This window comes from Legionella lytica (assembly GCF_044626755.1).
Lineage (GTDB): Bacteria > Pseudomonadota > Gammaproteobacteria > Legionellales > Legionellaceae > Legionella > Legionella lytica_A.
The window spans coordinates 568367-586222 of sequence record NZ_JBGORX010000001.1; the positions used below are offsets into that span (position 1 = coordinate 568367).

A 17856-nucleotide genomic window follows, 5' to 3' on the forward strand; every position below is an offset into this window, starting at 1 on the left:
ATTATTTCAAGTGATTAATATGACAACAGAAATTTCTTCTAACTCTAATTCTAATCCTGATTCGCAAGCTTTGCTAAATCAAATTATTATAGACTACATAAAAGAACAAAAACGTAAACGCCGCTGGCGGTGGTTTATGAGGGCAATTTATTTATTAATAGTCCTTTTTATTGCGTATCAGTTTATGTCCAGTAGTAATGAAGAAAGCGGTACGAATACCAAACCTCACGTTGGATTAATTGATCTGAATGGTGAAATATTTGATGCGAAGCCTGCTAATGCCGATGATTTTGCCAAGGGAATGGAATCTGCGTATAAAAATTCGGGTTTAAAGTCCTTAATCATTCGTATTAATAGTCCTGGGGGGAGTCCTGTCCAGGCCGAGTATATGTTCAATGCCATTAAATATTATCGCACCAAGTATCCAGACATTAAAGTTTATGCGGTCTGTGTTGATTTATGTGCTTCTGCTGCCTATTACGTAGCCGCTGCTGCGGATGATATTTACGCAAGTCCTGCAAGTATGGTGGGCTCAATCGGTGTTATCTATAGTGGTTTTGGTTTTGTTGATGTGATGAATAAGGTCGGAGTTAGCCGTAGGTTGCAAACCTCAGGGGCTAATAAAGGATTTTTAGATCCATTCTCCCCAGAAACGGATGCGCAAAAACAAAAACTACAAGTAATGCTTGATACAGTACATGAGCAATTTATTAATCGTGTAAAAGAAGGGCGGGGAAGCCGTTTGCATATTGATAATGATACGTTCTCAGGTCTTATGTGGACTGGTGAACAAGCTTATCCTTTAGGTTTGATTGATGGTTTTGCTAGCAGTGGTCAATTGGCACGTGATGTTATTAAAGTTGAGTCATTAATTGATTACACGCATAAGCAAAATATTTTTGATCGCGTGACTAAAAACTTAGGTACGGCAATGGCCGATGAATTGCCAACTAGTCTGGGCATGAAGACAGGGCTGAGGTAGATTATTTCTTCTGTAGCAAGATAACTTAGTGTAATACGGGTATTATGTTATAACGACCCGTATTACCATTTTATGAGCGTTATTTATTTTTCCACATCACAAACAATGCCATAACCCTCTTATTAATTGAGGCAGGCATGCCCATAATTTCCCCACTGAATAGTTAATTGCATTTTACTCACAATGAAAGAAAGTCATTCTAACCTTACCAATTCGAATCGATTTGGATAAAATACCTCGAAGTCACGTTGATCAATATCAGATCACTACGAAATAATTCAAAGAATTATCTTTGCCTGGGTGCTTTAAATAGAATAGGAATTAACTATTAAAATGAGAGGATTATGAAAAAAAATAAAGAAAAAAGTGCGCTTCTTGCAGGCCTCATTCAAAATTTATTGTTAGGTGCTATACAAAATTTAAGTTCGGAACATTTTATTGAACCAATTGGTTTCACTGATGAAACCCACCAAAGCCAAGCTTTAAAATATTATATGGAAATTAGAGCACAAATAGAATTGCTCATAAAAAAAAGTTGTTATAAAGAAGTACCTTTGGAAAAAATAGAGCAAAATATATTATTTTGGCTTGAAGTTGCCAATCATCTGCGGGAGCGTAGTTTTTATGAGGGAGCCTTACTTATCGAAGCACAACTCGCATTAATCCCAGAGGCAAAAATTTCTAATCAAAAACTTTTAAAAAAAATAGAAACCTTATCATCTACAGACGGAAATCATAGTAATATGCGTAGAAGTTTAGAGAAAGATAAAAAGAGAGGAAAACAAGACAGTCAGTCAATATTTCCCCCTATATACCTAATTATCAAAGATCTTACCCCATTAAAGCAAAATATAAGCAATAAAAAAGATAATTACGGCTTTGTACTGAGTACCACCCTCCAGAGCATGCAAGAGGTGTTTCGTTTATATGCAACCAAACGTGGCCATCAACAATGGAACAAAATTTCCTTTTTGGTGGAGGATATAGGTCACAATGATCTAAGTCACTTAGAGCTAATCCTTTACCGCTCCTGGATTGTTGATTTAATGACCCTTTTATCAGTAAGGGATAAATTATTATCGATTTATATGTCTAAAGAATATACATTCAATAATAAAACAGCTGCACTTCATTTTTCTATCATTAAAAGTGTGATGCAATTGGATAAAGACCCATCTTTTGATTTGGCACAGTTATATAATTTAACTCACTTGATGGAGCGAAAAAAAGAAGCTTTGGCATTATGTAAACAGATATTAAATGTATTTTCTACCCATGGTTCGACACAGACTCCTTCAATAGCTGCATGTGCTGGGGATTTAATTAGTATTTGGGATGAGGCGCTTGAAGCTAAAAAAAGTTTTATTAGCCATACAAAATCCAATTTTGAATCCATGTTAATCCTTCATCAAAAAGTTATTTCAGTGTATAGCGCATTTCAATTAAGCTTATCTAGCCCATTGGATTCGGAGGTTACCGTTTATTTAGCCCAAATTGATTCTTGCATCAGCACGCTCGTCAGTTTAGCAAAAGAACAAAAGCATCCTTCTCAACAGCTTATGGATAATCTAATCGCTACTTATAACTTGTTATTTAATTACGAAAAAACAAAAGCAGAAAAAGCTTATTTTTTCGGCATGCTTAATGGACCTAATCCGGATGCAGTACGAAAAAAGGTTGAGGATAATTTAGAGAATTTAGAAAAAGCAAGCCATAGCTTATTAGAATCTCAAATTAGTTGGAAAGATTATTTGAAAAATGCATTATCGGGGATTCGAAGTGCTCCTTTATTCTCCGAGGAGGATATTACGAATGATAAGAGGACTTTAGAGCGCTTATTAGCTGAGGCAAGTAATATTGATGATTGGGACAATATTCTGGAAAATGATAGAGCCCCTTCGCCAGATGATTCGGTAAGAAGGGCCCAATTTTTTGGCTTTTTAGGTACTTCTAAAGTAAAGGCTTCCGATCCAGCCGTTCCAAATGATCCTCCTAATATCAGTCCGAGATAGTCAATAGGCTTTGTTAGAAAGCACATCGCATTAAGTGCTACTTAGTGCGATGTATCGCATAGGTGATGGGAAAGTAAATCTTGATGAAATCATATTTTGCCAATCTTGCAAGAAGTTTGAATTATAATAGGCATTTACCTAAATTATTCGTTATAAGAGATGTTTGTTATCGTTAAATTTCGTTCGCCGTCCTTCACTCGCAAGGTTCTATTATCTCCCTCTCTAGCTTTCAATAATGTTTTCGCTAAAGGGGAAATCCAGCTTATTTTTCCTAAATTAATATCGGCTTCATCCAGGCCCACAATTTTGACCGTATGGGACTCACCATCTTCATTGGTATATTGGACGGTAGCGCCAAAAAAAACTTGAGTAAGACCTATTTGAAGCTTTGGATCAACAATTACGGCGCTTTCTAATTGTTTTGTTAAATAGCGAATTCGTCGATCAATTTCACGTAAGCGTTTTTTTCCATAAATGTAATCACCATTTTCCGAACGGTCGCCATTACTGGCTGCCCAACTCACGACGCTGACTATTTTAGGCCGCTCATTACTGACTAAATCACGTAATTCAGTTTGTAACATTGAAAAACCAATTGGGGTCATATAATTTTTCATGCGAGGTGACTCATTATTTTTTTTAGTGACAGGTTTGCTCACCACAAACTCCTTCTGCTCATCATTATGACTCGTTGCGCTCAGTATATCATTTCTTTATGGGCTACGAATTGCCTTTGATATGTTTCGTAGTTTATGGGAGTTTTGGAAGTTAATTAAAATTGCCGTTATTGCGAACGAAGTGAAGCAACCTATGGGGTCGGTTCTTCGATCTTCTTGTTTGTTTTATTACTATGATTTTGCTGTTTAGGAAAAACCTGGTTGCTCGCAACCAGGCTACACTTAAGGGATTTGTTATTTTAAAGCAGGTGAGATTGTCTGTAATAGGGCTTTAAAGACTTTTGGTGTTCCTGCTACTACATCGCCATGTTTTAGGAAGTCATCACCACCTTGAACATCGCTGATTAACCCCCCAGCTTCTCTTACGATTAATGAGCCTGCGGCAACATCCCAAGGACGTAGACCTAACTCCCAAAAGCCATCAATCCGGCCACTGGCAACGTAGGCTAAATCAAGAGCAGCGGAGCCTGTTCTTCTTACTCCGGCGCATTTGCCAAATAGGGCTTCGAATGCAGGTAAATAACGTTGGCCTATGCTTGCGTCGCGTGAAGGAAAGCCTGTTCCTAAAAGTGAAGCACTTAATTGAGTTTGGCTTGATACACGTATTCTACGGTCGTTTAAGCGCGCTCCACGTCCACGGCTGGCGGCAAAACATTCATGACGTAGTGGATCATAGATAACCCCGTGCTCTATTCTGCCTTTAATTCGTAACGCGATTGAAACAGAAAAAAATGGAAACCCATGCAGGTAATTCGATGTACCATCTAAGGGATCAATGATCCAGACCGCATCTTCATCAGTACCTTCTTGCATTCCACTTTCTTCAGCCATAATTCCGTGATCGGGATAGGCTTTACGGATGGTATTAATAATTGCCTGCTCTGCTTTAATGTCTACTTCACTAAAGAAATCATTAGGCCCTTTAGAAGTTACTTTGAGATGCTCTACTTGCTCCATGTGGCGAATAATAATGTCCCCGGCTTGACGTGCCGCATTCACTGCAATATTTAAAAGTGGTTCCATGGATTTCTCGTTGAATTTACAAAACCGGTGATTCTAGCATATTTTTTTTGTACCAAGGTAACTCTTTTCACTTACATGATGCCTTAATAGGATTCAGCTAGGTGCAAAAGCACTTAAATGATATCATATAGGTCTCTTTTGCATTAAGTTAAATCGTCTTTATGAATTTAAGTTCAATTCGTATCATTTTAGTTGGTACATCACATCCGGGTAATATCGGTTCAACGGCTCGCGCCATGAAAACTATGGGTCTAAGCTCTCTTTACTTGGTTAGTCCTAAGTCTTTTCCTGATATGAAAGCGCGCGAAATGTCTGCCGGAGCCGATGATCTTTTGGAAACCGCAGTGGTTACTGAAACATTGGATGAAGCTTTAGTAGGTTGTCAGTTAATTTTAGCTACCAGTGCGAGACCCCGTGGACTATCTTTGCTCGGACTAACTCCATCAGAAAGTGCTGAATTGGTAAGCAAGCAAGCGGATACCACCCAAATTGCTATTGTATTTGGACGGGAGTATGCCGGCCTTACTAACGAAGAACTGCTAAAATGTCATTATCATATTCACATACCCAGCAACCCTGAGTACAGCTCCCTTAACTTATCTCAGGCAGTGCAGATTGTTGCTTATGAATTACGTATGAAATTGCTAGCCCCTAAGGCGGAGGTTTCTTTACGTGCTGCTGATGACTATGCTACTGCTGATGAAATTGAACAATTTTATGAGCACTTAAGAGAAGTGTTTATTGAAATTAAGTTTTTAAAAGAAACAAACCCAAGACGTCTAATGCAACGTGTACGACGTTTGTTTAATCGGGTGAATCTGGAAAAGATGGAAGTTAGTATTTTACGGGGTATGTTAAGCCAGGTACAAAAGTCACTGGAATGGGCTAGCAAACGAGGTAAAAGTGAAGAAGGAAATTAAGGTCCCTATTTATCTGGATTATATGGCAACAACACCTGTGGATCCGCGGGTGGTTGAACGCATGCTGCATTTTCTAGGACCTGATGGTGATTTTGGAAATCCTGCCTCAATTACACATGACTTTGGTCGTAGGGCGGCCCAGGCAGTTGAGCAAGCTCGCAGTCAGATTGCTGAGGTGATTCACGCCTCTCCCCAAGAGATTATTTTTACTTCTGGTGCCACAGAGGCTGATAATTTAGCGATTCTTGGTGCGGCACGTTTTTATCAGAATAAGGGTAAACACGTAATTACTATGAGCACCGAGCATAAAGCAGTGCTGGATAGTTTTCATCGATTAGAGAAGGATGGTTTTCAAGTCACTTATCTTGAGCCTGGTACGGATGGTTTACTCCATTTGCAACAATTGGAGCGTGCGTTACAGCCCGATACCATTTTGGTGTCGATTATGCATGTAAATAATGAAATTGGGGTGATCCAGGATATTGCTGCCATTAGTGAATTATTGAAAGAGAAGGGTATTATTTTTCATGTAGATGCAGCACAAAGTGCAGGGCGTCTTTCTCTTAATGTAAGCACACTTCCTGTCAATTTAATGTCTTTCTCAGCACATAAATGTTACGGACCTAAAGGTATTGGAGCTTTATACGTCCGGCAACGGCCTAGAGTGCGTTTGCAACCGCAAACTTTTGGTGGTGGCCATGAAAATGGATTACGTTCAGGCACTTTGGCAACGCATCAGATTGTTGGCATGGGTGAAGCGTTTGCATTGTCTGAACGAGTACGCGAAGAAGAGCAAACACGCCTTTTACAGTTTCGCCAACGATTATGGAATGGAATTAAACATATACCCGGGATTCAGCTCAATGGTCATGAGCACCAACGCGTTGCGGGTAATTTGAACATCAGTTTTAAAGGATTGGATGGCGATTCTTTATTGCTCGCTTTGAGTGATTTAGCGGTATCAACTACTTCAGCCTGTAGTTCGGCAAGTATCCAGCCTTCTTATGTCTTAAAGGCGATAGGCTTATCTGATGAGTTAGCTCAGAGTTCAATTAGATTGTCTTTAGGGCGTTTTACCCTGGAGGAGGAGGTAGAGCATGCAATTGCAGTAATTAATGCTCAACTGGCCCATTTACGTAATATGTCCCCATTATGATGTATAATAAAACAGTACTTGATTATTTTTTTTCACCTGCACATGTAGGTATTATTGATCTAAATGACCATACCGTCGTTGTTACAAACAATCAAAAAATGCAGGGAACTATAGAGCTCTATATGCAATGTGGACGGAATAGGGTAATTCAACGTATTTGTTTTAAAACGAATGGAAATCCTTATCTTATTGCTGGTTTAGAGTGGGTATGTCGGCAGATAGAGGGTAAGCTAATTGATGAATTACCACCAATTGATTATCAGTTATTGGTCAAGGAGTTGGATATACCAGTAGCTCAATATCCATTGGGTTTACGGATTTTTAGTGTATTTAAAGAAACGTTAATTTTAATGAATAACAAGTTGCTTTCGAATGAGCAGCATACGTAGAGGTACATATAATGAGTGTAGTAATGCAACAGGCAGTAAATGAGCTGAAACCAGAAATCAGTTTCACTGAATCAGCAATAAAACACTTAATTTCCTATTTACAAAAAAATACTGAGTATGCGGGTGTGCGTTTATCAGTTAAAAAAACAGGCTGTTCGGGTTTTTCTTATGTTGTTGATTATGTCCATGCTCCTGAATCGGGAGATTTGGTCATGCAGTTGAATGAAAACTATGTGGTGTGCATTGATAAAGCGAGTTATCCTTTTCTGAGAAATATGAATGTCGATTATGTGAAGCAGGGATTAAATTATAAATTTATTTTTAATAATCCTAACCAAACAGGGCAATGTGGTTGTGGCGAGAGTTTTACTGTTGAGTAGTCGCATTGGCTTGTGTTAATGCCTTCCTGCCCCAAAAACAGTTGTTATGGGGAACAAAACGAAGTGGCCTAGGATAACTGTGACGTGAATTCCAGGTTTACTTCGTCACAGCGCTTTTGCCATGATGAGATGTTATCTAATATTGGTATTCTGTTTTTTCATTTAAATCCCATTGTCGCCCTTGAGAGCGAAGTGAAACAACTCCCAGCACTGTACTTTGATTTTTTAGGTTGATCCGTTACTACGTTTTTTACCGACAGGACCATATTTTTAGATCCCAACAATTCGTTGATTTTATGTTTTTCGGATAAATGGGACCTTTAGAGTAATATTTGTCCGTTTCGTTTTATTGATTTTCAACCGGTTTATTCCTTAGTCTAACCTAATTATTATTAATAATTTAATCAAAAATATAAATTTTTTCCCTCTTAATTTATTCGCTCAATAATTAATCTAACCTTAAGAAAATTATTTTTTGTTCTTAAGGTTCCCTTAAGGAAAGGCGAGAATTATTCATTACAAAACATACGGTTAGTACAAAAAAAATCCTTAATGAACATAATAGATGAAATTAAATAACGAAATAACCTTGGGATTTGTCGCGTTAAGTGATAAAATTTTTTATCTTAATATTTCCTTAATAAATGAATATCATTAAAACAATGTTTACACTCTTTGAGATGTTTGATACTATATAGACCATGGTGTTCAGTGACAGAGTCTACTGAGCATAATTTATTTGTTAATTTGTACTAGGAGACTTAAATGAGTACAGAAGTTATGGTGCAAAGCAGCGAGTCGCTTTCGCATCAAGTCGTTCATGCCGTTAAAAACTATTTAACAACTGTTAATAACAAAGATGCTAACTTAAACTTATATCAATTAATCGTTGAAGAAGTTGAGGCGCCTCTATTCAGAACAGTTATGGAATTAACTCGTTACAATCAATCTAAAGCTGCTCGTGTTTTAGGTGTAAGCCGTGGTACTTTACGTACTAAGCTAAAGCGTTATTTTGATGATGAGTTCATCGGTACTCGCGATTTCTAATTTGAGATTGCGTGGAAAGTTGTAGTTTTTTGTGGTTTTTTCGTATAAAGCACTCATTATGGTGGCCTTTAGCTAAGCACTCTGCTACCATTGATAGCAGAGTTGGTTAGACAATCGCTCCTTGCTTCGGTAAGGGGAGGAAAGTCCGGGCTCCATAGGGTAGAGTGCCAGGTAACGCCTGGGAGGCGTAAGCCTACGGAAAGTGCCACAGAAAATATACCGCCTCTTCGGAGGTAAGGGTGAAATGGTGCGGTAAGAGCGCACCGCGCGTCTGGCAACAGGCGTGGCAGGGAAAACCCCACTCGGAGCAAGACCAAATAGGGATCCATTTGACTACAATGTCATGACGTGCGACCCGCACGGGATTCGGGTAGGTTGCTTGAGGCATGCGGTGACGCATGTCCCAGATGAATGATTGTCCAAGACAGAACCCGGCTTATCGACCGACTCTACTTTTTTTTCGTTCATATAATCATTGTGTTGTTGTTATGTTGGGCTGTAAAGCCCAACGGCGAGTTTAGTTCCTCTTCGTTGTAAAGTTCCTGTCGTAATTGTTGATGCTTATGGCAATCCTCTTGCTGTCATTTAACCTGGTTAATCAATGGTATTTAATTAAGTCATTTTTTATCCTTAAGTCGGGTGATTATTTTGCGAAACCAGGAATGCCGCTGTGTGTTAAAATATCACGCGGACAAACCGCGTGATATAGAGGATGTGATGATGGTCATGAGCTTTTAACTTGCCAAGTGTTTTTTCAGCAGCGTATTGATTAACTCGGGATTTGCTTGCCCTTTTGTCTGCTTCATTATTTGCCCTACAAAAAAGGCTAATAAGCGTTCCTTTCCTGCTCGATATTCAGCGGTTTGTTCGGGGAATTGCAGAAGTAGAGAGGTGATCATTTCTTCTAAGCCTGCGGTATCATCAACTTTTTGATAGCCCTCTCGCTCAATAAGCGCATCGATGTTTTCTTCACCGGCCCATAATAATGCAAACAAGGACCTCGCATTCGTTAAGGAAATGCTGTCTTCGTGCAATTTATCCAAGAGCTGCGCCATCGTTTTTGCAGAAACTCGAGGTGATGCAAAGCTCAAATTCTCATTATTCAATGCAGCCGCATACTGACCTTTTAACCAGTTAACAATCATTTTTTCTGAGGCTTGGCTTAGTGTTTTGATTTCCTTATAGAAATGATAGATTGCTGGAGCTGAGAGCAGGAAATCAATGTCGTCATCTTTTAGATTCTGGATTTGACTTAATTGAGCACGGATTTTATTGGGCAAATCAGGGAGCTGTCCTTTTATTTCTGCAATCTGATAACGGGTAATTTGAATTGGTAATAAATCAGGATCAGGAAAATAGCGGTAATCATTTTCATTTTCTTTTTCACGTAAGGTATGCGTGCTGTTGGTATCCGGATTATAAAGGCGGGTTTCTTGAATAATTTTTTCGCCACATTCTAGTAAATCTTGATGTCTTGCCTCTTCATAAGCAATGGCTTTTTCAATGTAACGAAATGAGTTTAGGTTTTTTAATTCGGTACGAGTTCCTAAAATAGTAGAACCTTTTGGTTTTAACGAAAGATTCACATCACAACGAAAAGAGCCTTCTTGCATATTTCCATCACAAATCCCTAAAAACTGGACTAATTGATGTAGCGTTCTTAAATAGCTGATAGCTTCTTGCGCTGAATACAAACAAGGAGCGGTTACTATTTCCAATAAGGGAGTTCCGGCGCGATTCAAATCGATACCACTAAAACCTTGCTGCACACCATGTAAGGATTTACCCGCGTCTTCTTCTAAGTGAGCACGTACAATTTCTATTTCGCGTTCATTACCATCATCTAAAGTAATCTTAAGTGCGCCGTTACTCACAATGGGTTTTTGAAATTGACTGATTTGATATCCTTTAGGGAGATCAGGATAAAAATAATTTTTACGCTCAAAAATGGATTGATCATTAATATCCGCTTGAATAGCTAGGCCGAATTGAATCGCCATAGTTACGGCTTCTTGATTCAATACAGGTAAAACTCCTGGAAGGCCGGCGTCAATTAAGCAGGTTTGGGTATTGGGTGCCGAGCCAAAAGCGGTAGAGGCACCAGAAAAAAGCTTGGATTTTGTTTTTAGTTGGACATGTACCTCAAGTCCAATTACTGTATCCCATTCCATAGATCACCTCTATTGCTGTGGTTTGGCTCGATGCCAATCGGTATGTTGTTGGTAATGATGTGCTGCGTTCAACAGAAGTCCTTCGCTAAAATGTTTACCCATTAATTGCATGCCTATAGGTAAGCCTTTAGCAAAGCCTGCAGGAATCGATATTGCGGGAATACCTGCAAGATTAGCTGCGACAGTAAAGACATCAGCCAGATAGTTTTGAATAGGGTCGGCGATTTTTTCGCCCAATTTAAATGCGGTTGTTGGCGTGGTTGGACCAAGAATTATATCAACGGAGCGAAGGGTGCTGAGGAGCTCCTCTTGAATTAAACGGCGAATTTTTTGCGCTTGTAAATAATAGGCATCAAAATAGCCTGATGAGAGTACATGAGTACCCGTAATAATGCGGCGCTTTACTTCAGCACCAAAGCCTTCACTACGTGAACAACGAATCAGTTCATTCAGATTTGTGGCTTTAGCACTGCGATGACCAAAGCGCAGTCCATCATAGCGGGACAAATTAGATGATGCTTCTGCACAAGCAATTACGTAGTAGCAGGGAACCCATAAGGGTTGTAACTTTAAATCCAGCGGTATGATTTCTGCACCAAGGCTTTCATAAACTGTCACTGCTTGGTGTATTGCTTGTTGAATTTCAGGCTCTACTTGAGGTTGAAAGAAACAAGAGGGTAGGCCAATTTTTAATTTTCCTAGGGGCTTATTTAATTCATTTTCATAGTTAGGAATCGGTGTTTCTACAGAAGTTGAATCGTTACTATCAAAACCTGCAATAGCTTGTAAAACCATAGCTAAGTCTTCAGCACTCCGAGCCATTGGCCCACCTTGATCTAGGCTGGAAGCATAAGCCACCATGCCAAAACGCGAAACCAAGCCGTAAGTTGGTTTAATACCACTGATCCCACAAAAAGCAGCAGGCTGACGTATGGAACCGCCAGTATCGGAGCCAATAGAAAAGGGGACTAAACCTGCAGCCACAGCTGCAGCGGAGCCACCTGAAGAACCACCGGGTACTCGCTCTTTATCCCAAGGGTTTTTTACTGCGCCAAAATAACTGTTTTCATTGCTGGAGCCCATGGCAAATTCATCCATATTGGTCTTACCGACTAAAATGGCACCGCATTCATTTAATTTGGCTGCAAGAGTTGCCTCATAGGGGGATTGAAAGTTTGCCAGCATTTTTGAGCCACAGGTCGTAGTCATCCGCTGGGTGCAAAATAAATCTTTAAGTGCCATTGGAATTCCAGTAAGCGCATGGGCATTCCCTTGGCGTAATTGCCGATCGGCTTGTTGTGCATTTTGTAACGCATGTTCTTCATCCATGCTAACAAAGGCATTCAATTCCTGATGTTTGTTTATTTGTGCTAAATAGTGCTGTGTAAGCTCAACACTGGATAGTTTTCCTTGATGGAGTGCTTCAGATAATTGTTTTAAAGCGAGTTGTTCCATGATTATTTGTCCTGTTCAATAACTTGAGGAACTAAATAGAGATCATCCTCAAATAAAGGTGCGATGGCTTCTAGCTCTGCCAAGCAGCTTTCTTCAGTAATGGCATCAGGCCTTAATCGCTGTTGTAAGGCAAAGGGGTGGAATAAAGGGCTAATGTCGGTGGTATCTACCGAACGTAATTGCTCCACAAAGTCTATGATTTCATTTACTTCTTGTATTAATTGAGGAGTATGATCCGTATCTGTATCCAGGTAAGCGAGTTGCGCGATTTTTTCTAGTTCTGTAGGTGTGATGGTCATGATGAACTACGTCCAAATGGAGAAACAGCTTATTATAGCGAGGATATATTAAGTTACAAATACAATATCGTGGAACTGGATATCTCGGACAAGCATTGATGGCCTCCCTTCCGAATTACCGGGACAAGCCACGGTAGTTTGGTAGAGAATTAGGATAGGCTTTCAGGTTAAATAAGGAAACTCGGTATGCAATAGCTGAAATATCTCTTCTTGTTTCTCTTGGCTTTTAACAATCAATAAAACCGTATCATCTCCAGCAATCGACCCTAAAATTCCTGAGTTCTTTGTACTGTGCTGCGAAAAGGAGACGTATTTCTTATCGATGTAATAAGCAAGACTATTGGCATTACCTGGATGAGTATGCAAAACGATTAATCCAAAATCAGAAACTTGTATATTCAATACTAAAGGTAGATTAGGAATATTAAAGTCAACCACTTGATAAATCCCTGCAACTTTAGCAATTTTTAGTTTTTTCAAACGACGAGATAAGGTCGCTTGCGGGATGGTATACCCTCGTTCCGCGAGGCTTTGTTGTAAGTCGCTCTGCTCTGAAATTTTTTCTGTTTGCACAATATTTAATATATGTCCGTCCAGAAGTGCATCTTGGCTCATGATCCCTCCATTGAATATGTAATCATTTTTCAGAAATTATATTCACTTGTGCTTGACATAACAAGCCCCGCCTTGTTAAATTCATAAAACGGATAAAATTTGGATTTATATTCATATGAAAAAGATAATCAATATAGTAGCTATTAGTTTTTCTCTTGTATTTTCATGGTGCTATGCCCATACTCCAGAGGAAAACAAGAAATTCATACATTTTGCAACCTCTGCGGAATATCCACCCTTTGAATATAATGAGCGTGGTGAAATCAAAGGTTTTGATATCGATTTGGGACGCTTAATCGCCAAACAACTTGGTAAAGAGGTTGTTTTCGACAGTATGCAATTTAGCAGTATTTTACCAGCGCTGAGCATGGGGCAGGTGGATGCTGCCATATCGACGCTCACAATTACCGACCAACGAAAAAAGAATTTTGACTTTAGTTCACCTTACTATTTTGAAAGTCTCGCGGTTGTTTATTCTCAAGAGCAGCCTATTAACAATGTAGCGCAGCTTGCGAATAAAAAAATTGCGGTGCAATTGGGTAGTACTATGGAAATTTGGTTAAAAAGTAATATTCCTAATGCCACATTGTTGGTTATGGATAATAACAATCAAGCCATTGCTGCTTTAAAAGCAGGGCATGCTGAGGCGGTTGTGGTTGATGGTGCTCAAGGCGCATCGTTCAGCCAGAAAAACCCTGGCTTATCGTTTAAGGTGATTTCTAAATCTAATGATGGATACGGGGTGGCTTTGAAAAAGAACTCTCCATTAACCCATGAAATCAACAAAGCCTTACAACGTCTTGAGCAAAATGGGGAGCTGGCTAAACTCAAACAAAAATGGTTTGGGGGTGTTTAATGGATGAGTTGAAGCAAAACATTCTATTTATCGGTGATGGGGTCATGATGACCCTAACTCTCCTGGTTGGCGGGTTGGTGATTGGCGCTTTATTGGGAACAACCTTGGCTTTACTGCGTCATCAAGGGATTGCAAAGCCCATAATCAATGGGTTTATTTCCATCATGAGGGGGACACCTATGATTTTGCAATTAAGTTTTGCTTATTTTGCTGTCCCGGTTCTTATTGGCTTAAAGCCGAATATTTTAATAGCAGGTTTATTGACCTTTGGTTTGAATAGCTCAGCTTATGTAGCTGAAATTTTAAGAGCAGGCATAGAGAGCTTGCCAAAGGGGCAATTTGAAGCAGCAAAAACATTACAGATTTCTGGTTTTTATTTGTGGAAAGACATCATCTTACCGCAAGTGATAAAAAATGTTTTTCCAGCATTTATTAATGAAACGATCACCTTACTTAAAGAAACGGCATTGATTGCAACGATTGGTGGCATGGATGTTATGCGTCGAGCTCAATCAGTTGCGGCGGAGCAATATACTTATTTTATTCCTTTATGTATTGCGGCCGCTTATTACTATGGATTAGTTTTATTTATTGAATATTTAGGCAAGAAAATTGAGTCCAAGGGGGCGTTATGCTAACGATAAACAATGCCTGTAAGCATTTTGGCTCCTTACCCGTATTAAATGGGATTAGCCTCGAAGTTGAATCACAAACCGTGTTAGGACTGGCAGGGGCTTCTGGAGGTGGAAAATCTACCTTATTACGTTGTCTGCAAGGATTAGAAACTTTGGATGCAGGAACTATTCGCTACAGCGGTAAAAGTGGCTTTATGTTTCAGGACTTTCAATTGTTTCCACATATGACGGTGCTGCAAAACCTAATCTATGCGCCCAGCTTGCAGAACAAGACTATAAATCATGAGCCTCAGGCCCAAGCTTTACTTCAGCGTTTAGGTATTAGTGATAAAGCAAGTTCCTATCCCCTCCAGCTTTCAGGTGGACAAAAGCAGCGTGTTGCCTTAGCTCGATGTTTGATGATGGAACCGGCCTTATTACTTTGTGATGAGCCTACCTCAGGTTTGGACTTAGCAACGATTGATGACGTCATTCATTTATTAACCTCGGTTAAATCTTTAGGTGTGACCATGGTAATTGCCTCACATGACCTTGATTTTCTTAGCAAAATGGCTGATCGCCTGGTGGTTTTAAAAGAGGGGAAAATTATTGCAGACATTCAACCTAAAAACTTAGCTCAACCCATTTCTTATTTAAAACATTATTATCAGGAGTAACTCATGGCTGAATCCATCCAAAAAATTGTACTGGCCTATTCAGGTGGGCTTGATACCTCAGTAATGATTCCATGGTTAAAGGAACATTACCAACAAGCAGAGATCATTGCCGTGATTTGTGACTTGGGTCAAAGTGAGGATTTACCCGCAATTAAAGCAAAGGCAATTCGCAGTGGAGCATCTAAAGCTTATTTAATCGATGTACAGGAGGAATTTGTCGATAATTATCTGTGGAAGTTAGTCAAAGCAGGGGCTCTTTATGAGAATCAGTACGTTCTTGGAACTATCTCCAGACCATTAATCGCTCAGAAATTAGTTGAAATCGCCAAGCAAGAACAAGCCGAAGCCGTGGCACATGGAGCTACGGGCAAAGGAAATGATCAGGTACGATTTGAATACACTGTTAAAGCCTTGGCGCCTGAGCTTAAAATTATTGCTCCTTGGCGAGTATGGTCAATTAAGTCCAGACAAGAAGCTATTGAGTATGCCAAGTTATATGGTATTGATGTGCCAGTCACTCCTAAATCGCCCTACTCAAGAGATCACAATGCTTGGTATATTTCCCACGAAGGTGGGGTTTTGGAAGATCCAGCTCAACCGATGCCTGATGATTTATTATTAATGACAACCCCTTTAGAGCAAACTCCAGCGACTCCAGAGATGATTCGCATTGATTTTGCACAAGGAATACCTGTTGCTTTGAATTCCAGAGCAATGTCACCTGTGGCTTTATTAGCTGAGCTTAATGAAATTGCAGGGAAACATGGCATCGGAGTTGCTGATCTTGTTGAGAATAGATTAGTGGGGATGAAAATTAGAGGCGTGTATGAGGCACCTGCTGCGGCTGTTTTGTATAAGGCTCATTTAATGCTCGAAACCTTGTGTATGGACAGAGCCACCCTACAGCTAAAGCAATCCTTACAACAGACTTACGCCAACATGGTGTATGAAGGACGTTGGTTTTCACAAGCGAAAAAAGCTTTGGATGCATTAATTGATGTAACACAGCAGCATGTAACCGGAACAGTCAACTTACAACTGTTTAAAGGGAATATGATTCCTTACGGGATGCAATCACCCTTTAGTTTACATGACCCAGCCTTAGCAACCTTTGAGGAGGATTGTGTTTATAATCAACATGATGCGGAAGGATTCATCAATTTATTCTCTTTATCCGCTAAAATATATGGTAGGGTACATAAAGGGGATGTTTTATGAGTCACAAAACTTGGGGCGGACGTTTCAGTAAAGAGCTTGATCCTCGTGTGATGCATTTTAATGCTTCATTAGCTTTTGACCGAGCACTTTATGCCCATGATATTGCTGGAAGTCAGGCTCATGCTACGATGCTCGCGCAGCAAGGGCTTATTTTATATAGTGAGGCTGAATTAATTTGCCAGGCACTTGCTGAAATTGGCTATGCCATAGAGCACGGGATTCAAGAGTTTGATGAGTCCTGTGAAGATATTCACATGTTCATTGAGCAATTATTGATTACTAAAATTGGCGATGTGGGGAAAAAGCTCCACACAGGTCGAAGTCGTAATGATCAAGTGGCTCTCGATTTGCGATTGTATGCACGGGATGCTGGAGAGCATATTGCTGCCTTGTTGAACGATCTAAATAAGGTATTGGAAGATTTAGCCATCCAACATGCTCACGCCAAAATGCCGGGGTATACTCATTTACAACAAGCACAACCTATTTATCTTGGTCAGTACTTTGCGGCTTATTTTTCGATGTTTCAACGTGATTTAAGTCGAGTGGCTGATTGGCACGCGCGGATGAATTATTCGCCCTTGGGTGCAGGGGCTTTGGCTGGAAGTAATTTACCCCTGGATCGCGATTGGACTGCGAAAGCATTGGGCTTTTCTGGAGTGATTGAAAACACATTAGATGCAGTAAGTGATCGTGATTTTGTAGTGGAGTTTTGTTCACTGGCTGCAATTATTATGATGCATTTATCGCGTTTGGCTGAAGATTTAATTTTATGGGCAACTCAAGAGTTCGGTTTTATCACTCTTGATGATGCTTTTGCTACGGGTTCGTCTTTAATGCCGAATAAGAAGAATCCCGATGTGTTGGAGTTAATCCGCGGTAAAAGTGGCAGGGTATTCGGACATTTAATGGGAATTTTAACCATAATGAAAGGATTACCACTCGCATACAATAAAGACATGCAAGAAGATAAAGAGTGTTTATTTGATACCGTAACCACGCTTACTGCTTGTTTGCAAATTATTGCTCCTTTTTTACAAAGTATTCATTTTAATACAACGTTAATGCAGGAAAAAGCAAGCAGTGGTTATCTTGATGCTACCGAGGTTTTGGAGTCTTTAGTTCTCAGAGGCATTCCATTTCGCGATGCCCATCATCAAGTAGGGCTTTGGATTAAAGAAGCAATAGCAAAAAAATGTTCTTTAACTGAGATAGTAAAGACGAAGGAAATTAAATAAGACCTACACTCCTGAGGACAAAATCGACTAAATTTTATCCTAAAGAAATTAAGGTGGACTTAAATTCCACGTAAGAAAGGGTGAAATCCATTAATCTATAGAGCTTTTACAGGAACAAGAAATGTGG

At 39.6% G+C, this 17856-nt stretch carries 18 protein-coding genes and 1 other RNA gene; 13 read left to right on the forward strand and 6 right to left on the reverse strand.

From position 1 onward, the window contains the following. Window positions 1–19: 19 nt before the first annotated feature. Together ACD661_RS02345 and ACD661_RS02350 are read left to right on the forward strand one after the other, a co-directional pair. Window positions 20–982, forward strand: a complete 963-nt coding sequence (locus ACD661_RS02345) for a S49 family peptidase (protein WP_400186028.1) — start codon at window positions 20–22, stop codon at window positions 980–982. A gap of 344 nt (window positions 983–1326) precedes the next feature. After that, on the forward strand, window positions 1327–2994 hold the full coding sequence (locus ACD661_RS02350) for a hypothetical protein (RefSeq protein ID WP_400186030.1): 1668 nt from the start codon (window positions 1327–1329) through the stop codon (window positions 2992–2994). A 143-nt stretch (window positions 2995–3137) separates the two neighbouring features. On the opposite strand, the gene greB is transcribed toward ACD661_RS02350, so the two are convergent. Both greB and ACD661_RS02360 read right to left on the reverse strand, forming a co-directional pair. Next, entirely contained in the window at window positions 3138–3653 is a 516-nt protein-coding gene (gene greB / locus ACD661_RS02355; RefSeq protein ID WP_400186031.1) for a transcription elongation factor GreB, read from the reverse strand. 252 nt (window positions 3654–3905) lie between these two features. Continuing rightward, complete coding sequence (locus tag ACD661_RS02360) at window positions 3906–4694, reverse strand: inositol monophosphatase family protein (RefSeq protein WP_400186033.1); 789 nt, start codon at window positions 4692–4694, stop codon at window positions 3906–3908. Window positions 4695–4855: 161 nt separating this feature from the next. Here ACD661_RS02360 and ACD661_RS02365 point away from each other — a divergent pair, with 161 nt between their 5' ends. The 6 genes from ACD661_RS02365 to rnpB all read left to right on the forward strand — a co-directional run bounded on the left by ACD661_RS02365 (window position 4856) and on the right by rnpB (window position 9041). Beyond that, complete coding sequence (locus tag ACD661_RS02365; RefSeq protein ID WP_400186035.1) at window positions 4856–5614, forward strand: RNA methyltransferase; 759 nt, start codon at window positions 4856–4858, stop codon at window positions 5612–5614. After that, entirely contained in the window at window positions 5598–6770 is a 1173-nt protein-coding gene (locus ACD661_RS02370; protein WP_472975190.1) for an IscS subfamily cysteine desulfurase, read from the forward strand. The genes ACD661_RS02365 and ACD661_RS02370 overlap by 17 nt, the downstream gene beginning before the upstream one ends. Further along, window positions 6767–7159, forward strand: a complete 393-nt coding sequence (locus ACD661_RS02375; protein ID WP_400186036.1) for an iron-sulfur cluster assembly scaffold protein — start codon at window positions 6767–6769, stop codon at window positions 7157–7159. The genes ACD661_RS02370 and ACD661_RS02375 overlap by 4 nt, the downstream gene beginning before the upstream one ends. Before the next feature lie 11 nt (window positions 7160–7170). Then, window positions 7171–7539 (forward strand): HesB/IscA family protein, encoded by a 369-nt coding sequence (locus ACD661_RS02380; protein WP_400186037.1) that lies wholly within the window; start codon window positions 7171–7173, stop codon window positions 7537–7539. Window positions 7540–8304: 765 nt separating this feature from the next. Next, window positions 8305–8586, forward strand: coding sequence for a helix-turn-helix domain-containing protein (locus ACD661_RS02385; protein WP_133135037.1), 282 nt, complete (start codon window positions 8305–8307; stop codon window positions 8584–8586). 98 nt (window positions 8587–8684) lie between these two features. After that, an RNA gene (rnpB, locus tag ACD661_RS02390) (RNase P RNA component class A) lies at window positions 8685–9041 on the forward strand. Between the two features lie 279 nt (window positions 9042–9320). On the opposite strand, the gene gatB is transcribed toward rnpB, so the two are convergent. The 4 genes from gatB to ACD661_RS02410 form a co-directional block, all read right to left on the reverse strand. Continuing rightward, window positions 9321–10757, reverse strand: coding sequence for an Asp-tRNA(Asn)/Glu-tRNA(Gln) amidotransferase subunit GatB (gatB, locus tag ACD661_RS02395; protein WP_400186039.1), 1437 nt, complete (start codon window positions 10755–10757; stop codon window positions 9321–9323). Between the two features lie 9 nt (window positions 10758–10766). After that, window positions 10767–12212 carry an Asp-tRNA(Asn)/Glu-tRNA(Gln) amidotransferase subunit GatA gene (gene gatA / locus ACD661_RS02400; RefSeq protein WP_400186040.1) on the reverse strand — a complete coding sequence of 482 codons (1446 nt, stop codon included), beginning with the start codon at window positions 12210–12212 and terminating at the stop codon, window positions 10767–10769. Between the two features lie 2 nt (window positions 12213–12214). Further along, window positions 12215–12511, reverse strand: coding sequence for an Asp-tRNA(Asn)/Glu-tRNA(Gln) amidotransferase subunit GatC (gene gatC / locus ACD661_RS02405; protein ID WP_400186042.1), 297 nt, complete (start codon window positions 12509–12511; stop codon window positions 12215–12217). 162 nt (window positions 12512–12673) lie between these two features. Continuing rightward, a complete protein-coding gene (locus ACD661_RS02410; RefSeq protein WP_400186044.1) occupies window positions 12674–13126 on the reverse strand; it encodes an arginine repressor in 453 nt (150 codons plus the stop codon). A gap of 115 nt (window positions 13127–13241) precedes the next feature. Between ACD661_RS02410 and ACD661_RS02415 the strand changes: the two genes are divergently transcribed. Genes ACD661_RS02415 through argH form a run of 5 tightly spaced genes read left to right on the forward strand, consistent with a single transcriptional unit; the run spans window position 13242 to window position 17729 of the window. Next, on the forward strand, window positions 13242–13982 hold the full coding sequence (locus ACD661_RS02415) for a substrate-binding periplasmic protein (RefSeq protein ID WP_400186045.1): 741 nt from the start codon (window positions 13242–13244) through the stop codon (window positions 13980–13982). After that, window positions 13982–14620 (forward strand): amino acid ABC transporter permease, encoded by a 639-nt coding sequence (locus ACD661_RS02420; RefSeq protein ID WP_400186047.1) that lies wholly within the window; start codon window positions 13982–13984, stop codon window positions 14618–14620. The genes ACD661_RS02415 and ACD661_RS02420 overlap by 1 nt, the downstream gene beginning before the upstream one ends. After that, on the forward strand, window positions 14614–15273 hold the full coding sequence (locus ACD661_RS02425; protein WP_400186048.1) for an ATP-binding cassette domain-containing protein: 660 nt from the start codon (window positions 14614–14616) through the stop codon (window positions 15271–15273). Before ACD661_RS02420 ends, ACD661_RS02425 begins: the two co-directional genes overlap by 7 nt. Window positions 15274–15276: 3 nt before the next feature. Continuing rightward, window positions 15277–16491, forward strand: coding sequence for an argininosuccinate synthase (locus ACD661_RS02430; protein WP_400186049.1), 1215 nt, complete (start codon window positions 15277–15279; stop codon window positions 16489–16491). After that, complete coding sequence (gene argH, locus ACD661_RS02435; RefSeq protein ID WP_400186051.1) at window positions 16488–17729, forward strand: argininosuccinate lyase; 1242 nt, start codon at window positions 16488–16490, stop codon at window positions 17727–17729. The genes ACD661_RS02430 and argH overlap by 4 nt, the downstream gene beginning before the upstream one ends. Window positions 17730–17856 lie beyond the last annotated feature (127 nt).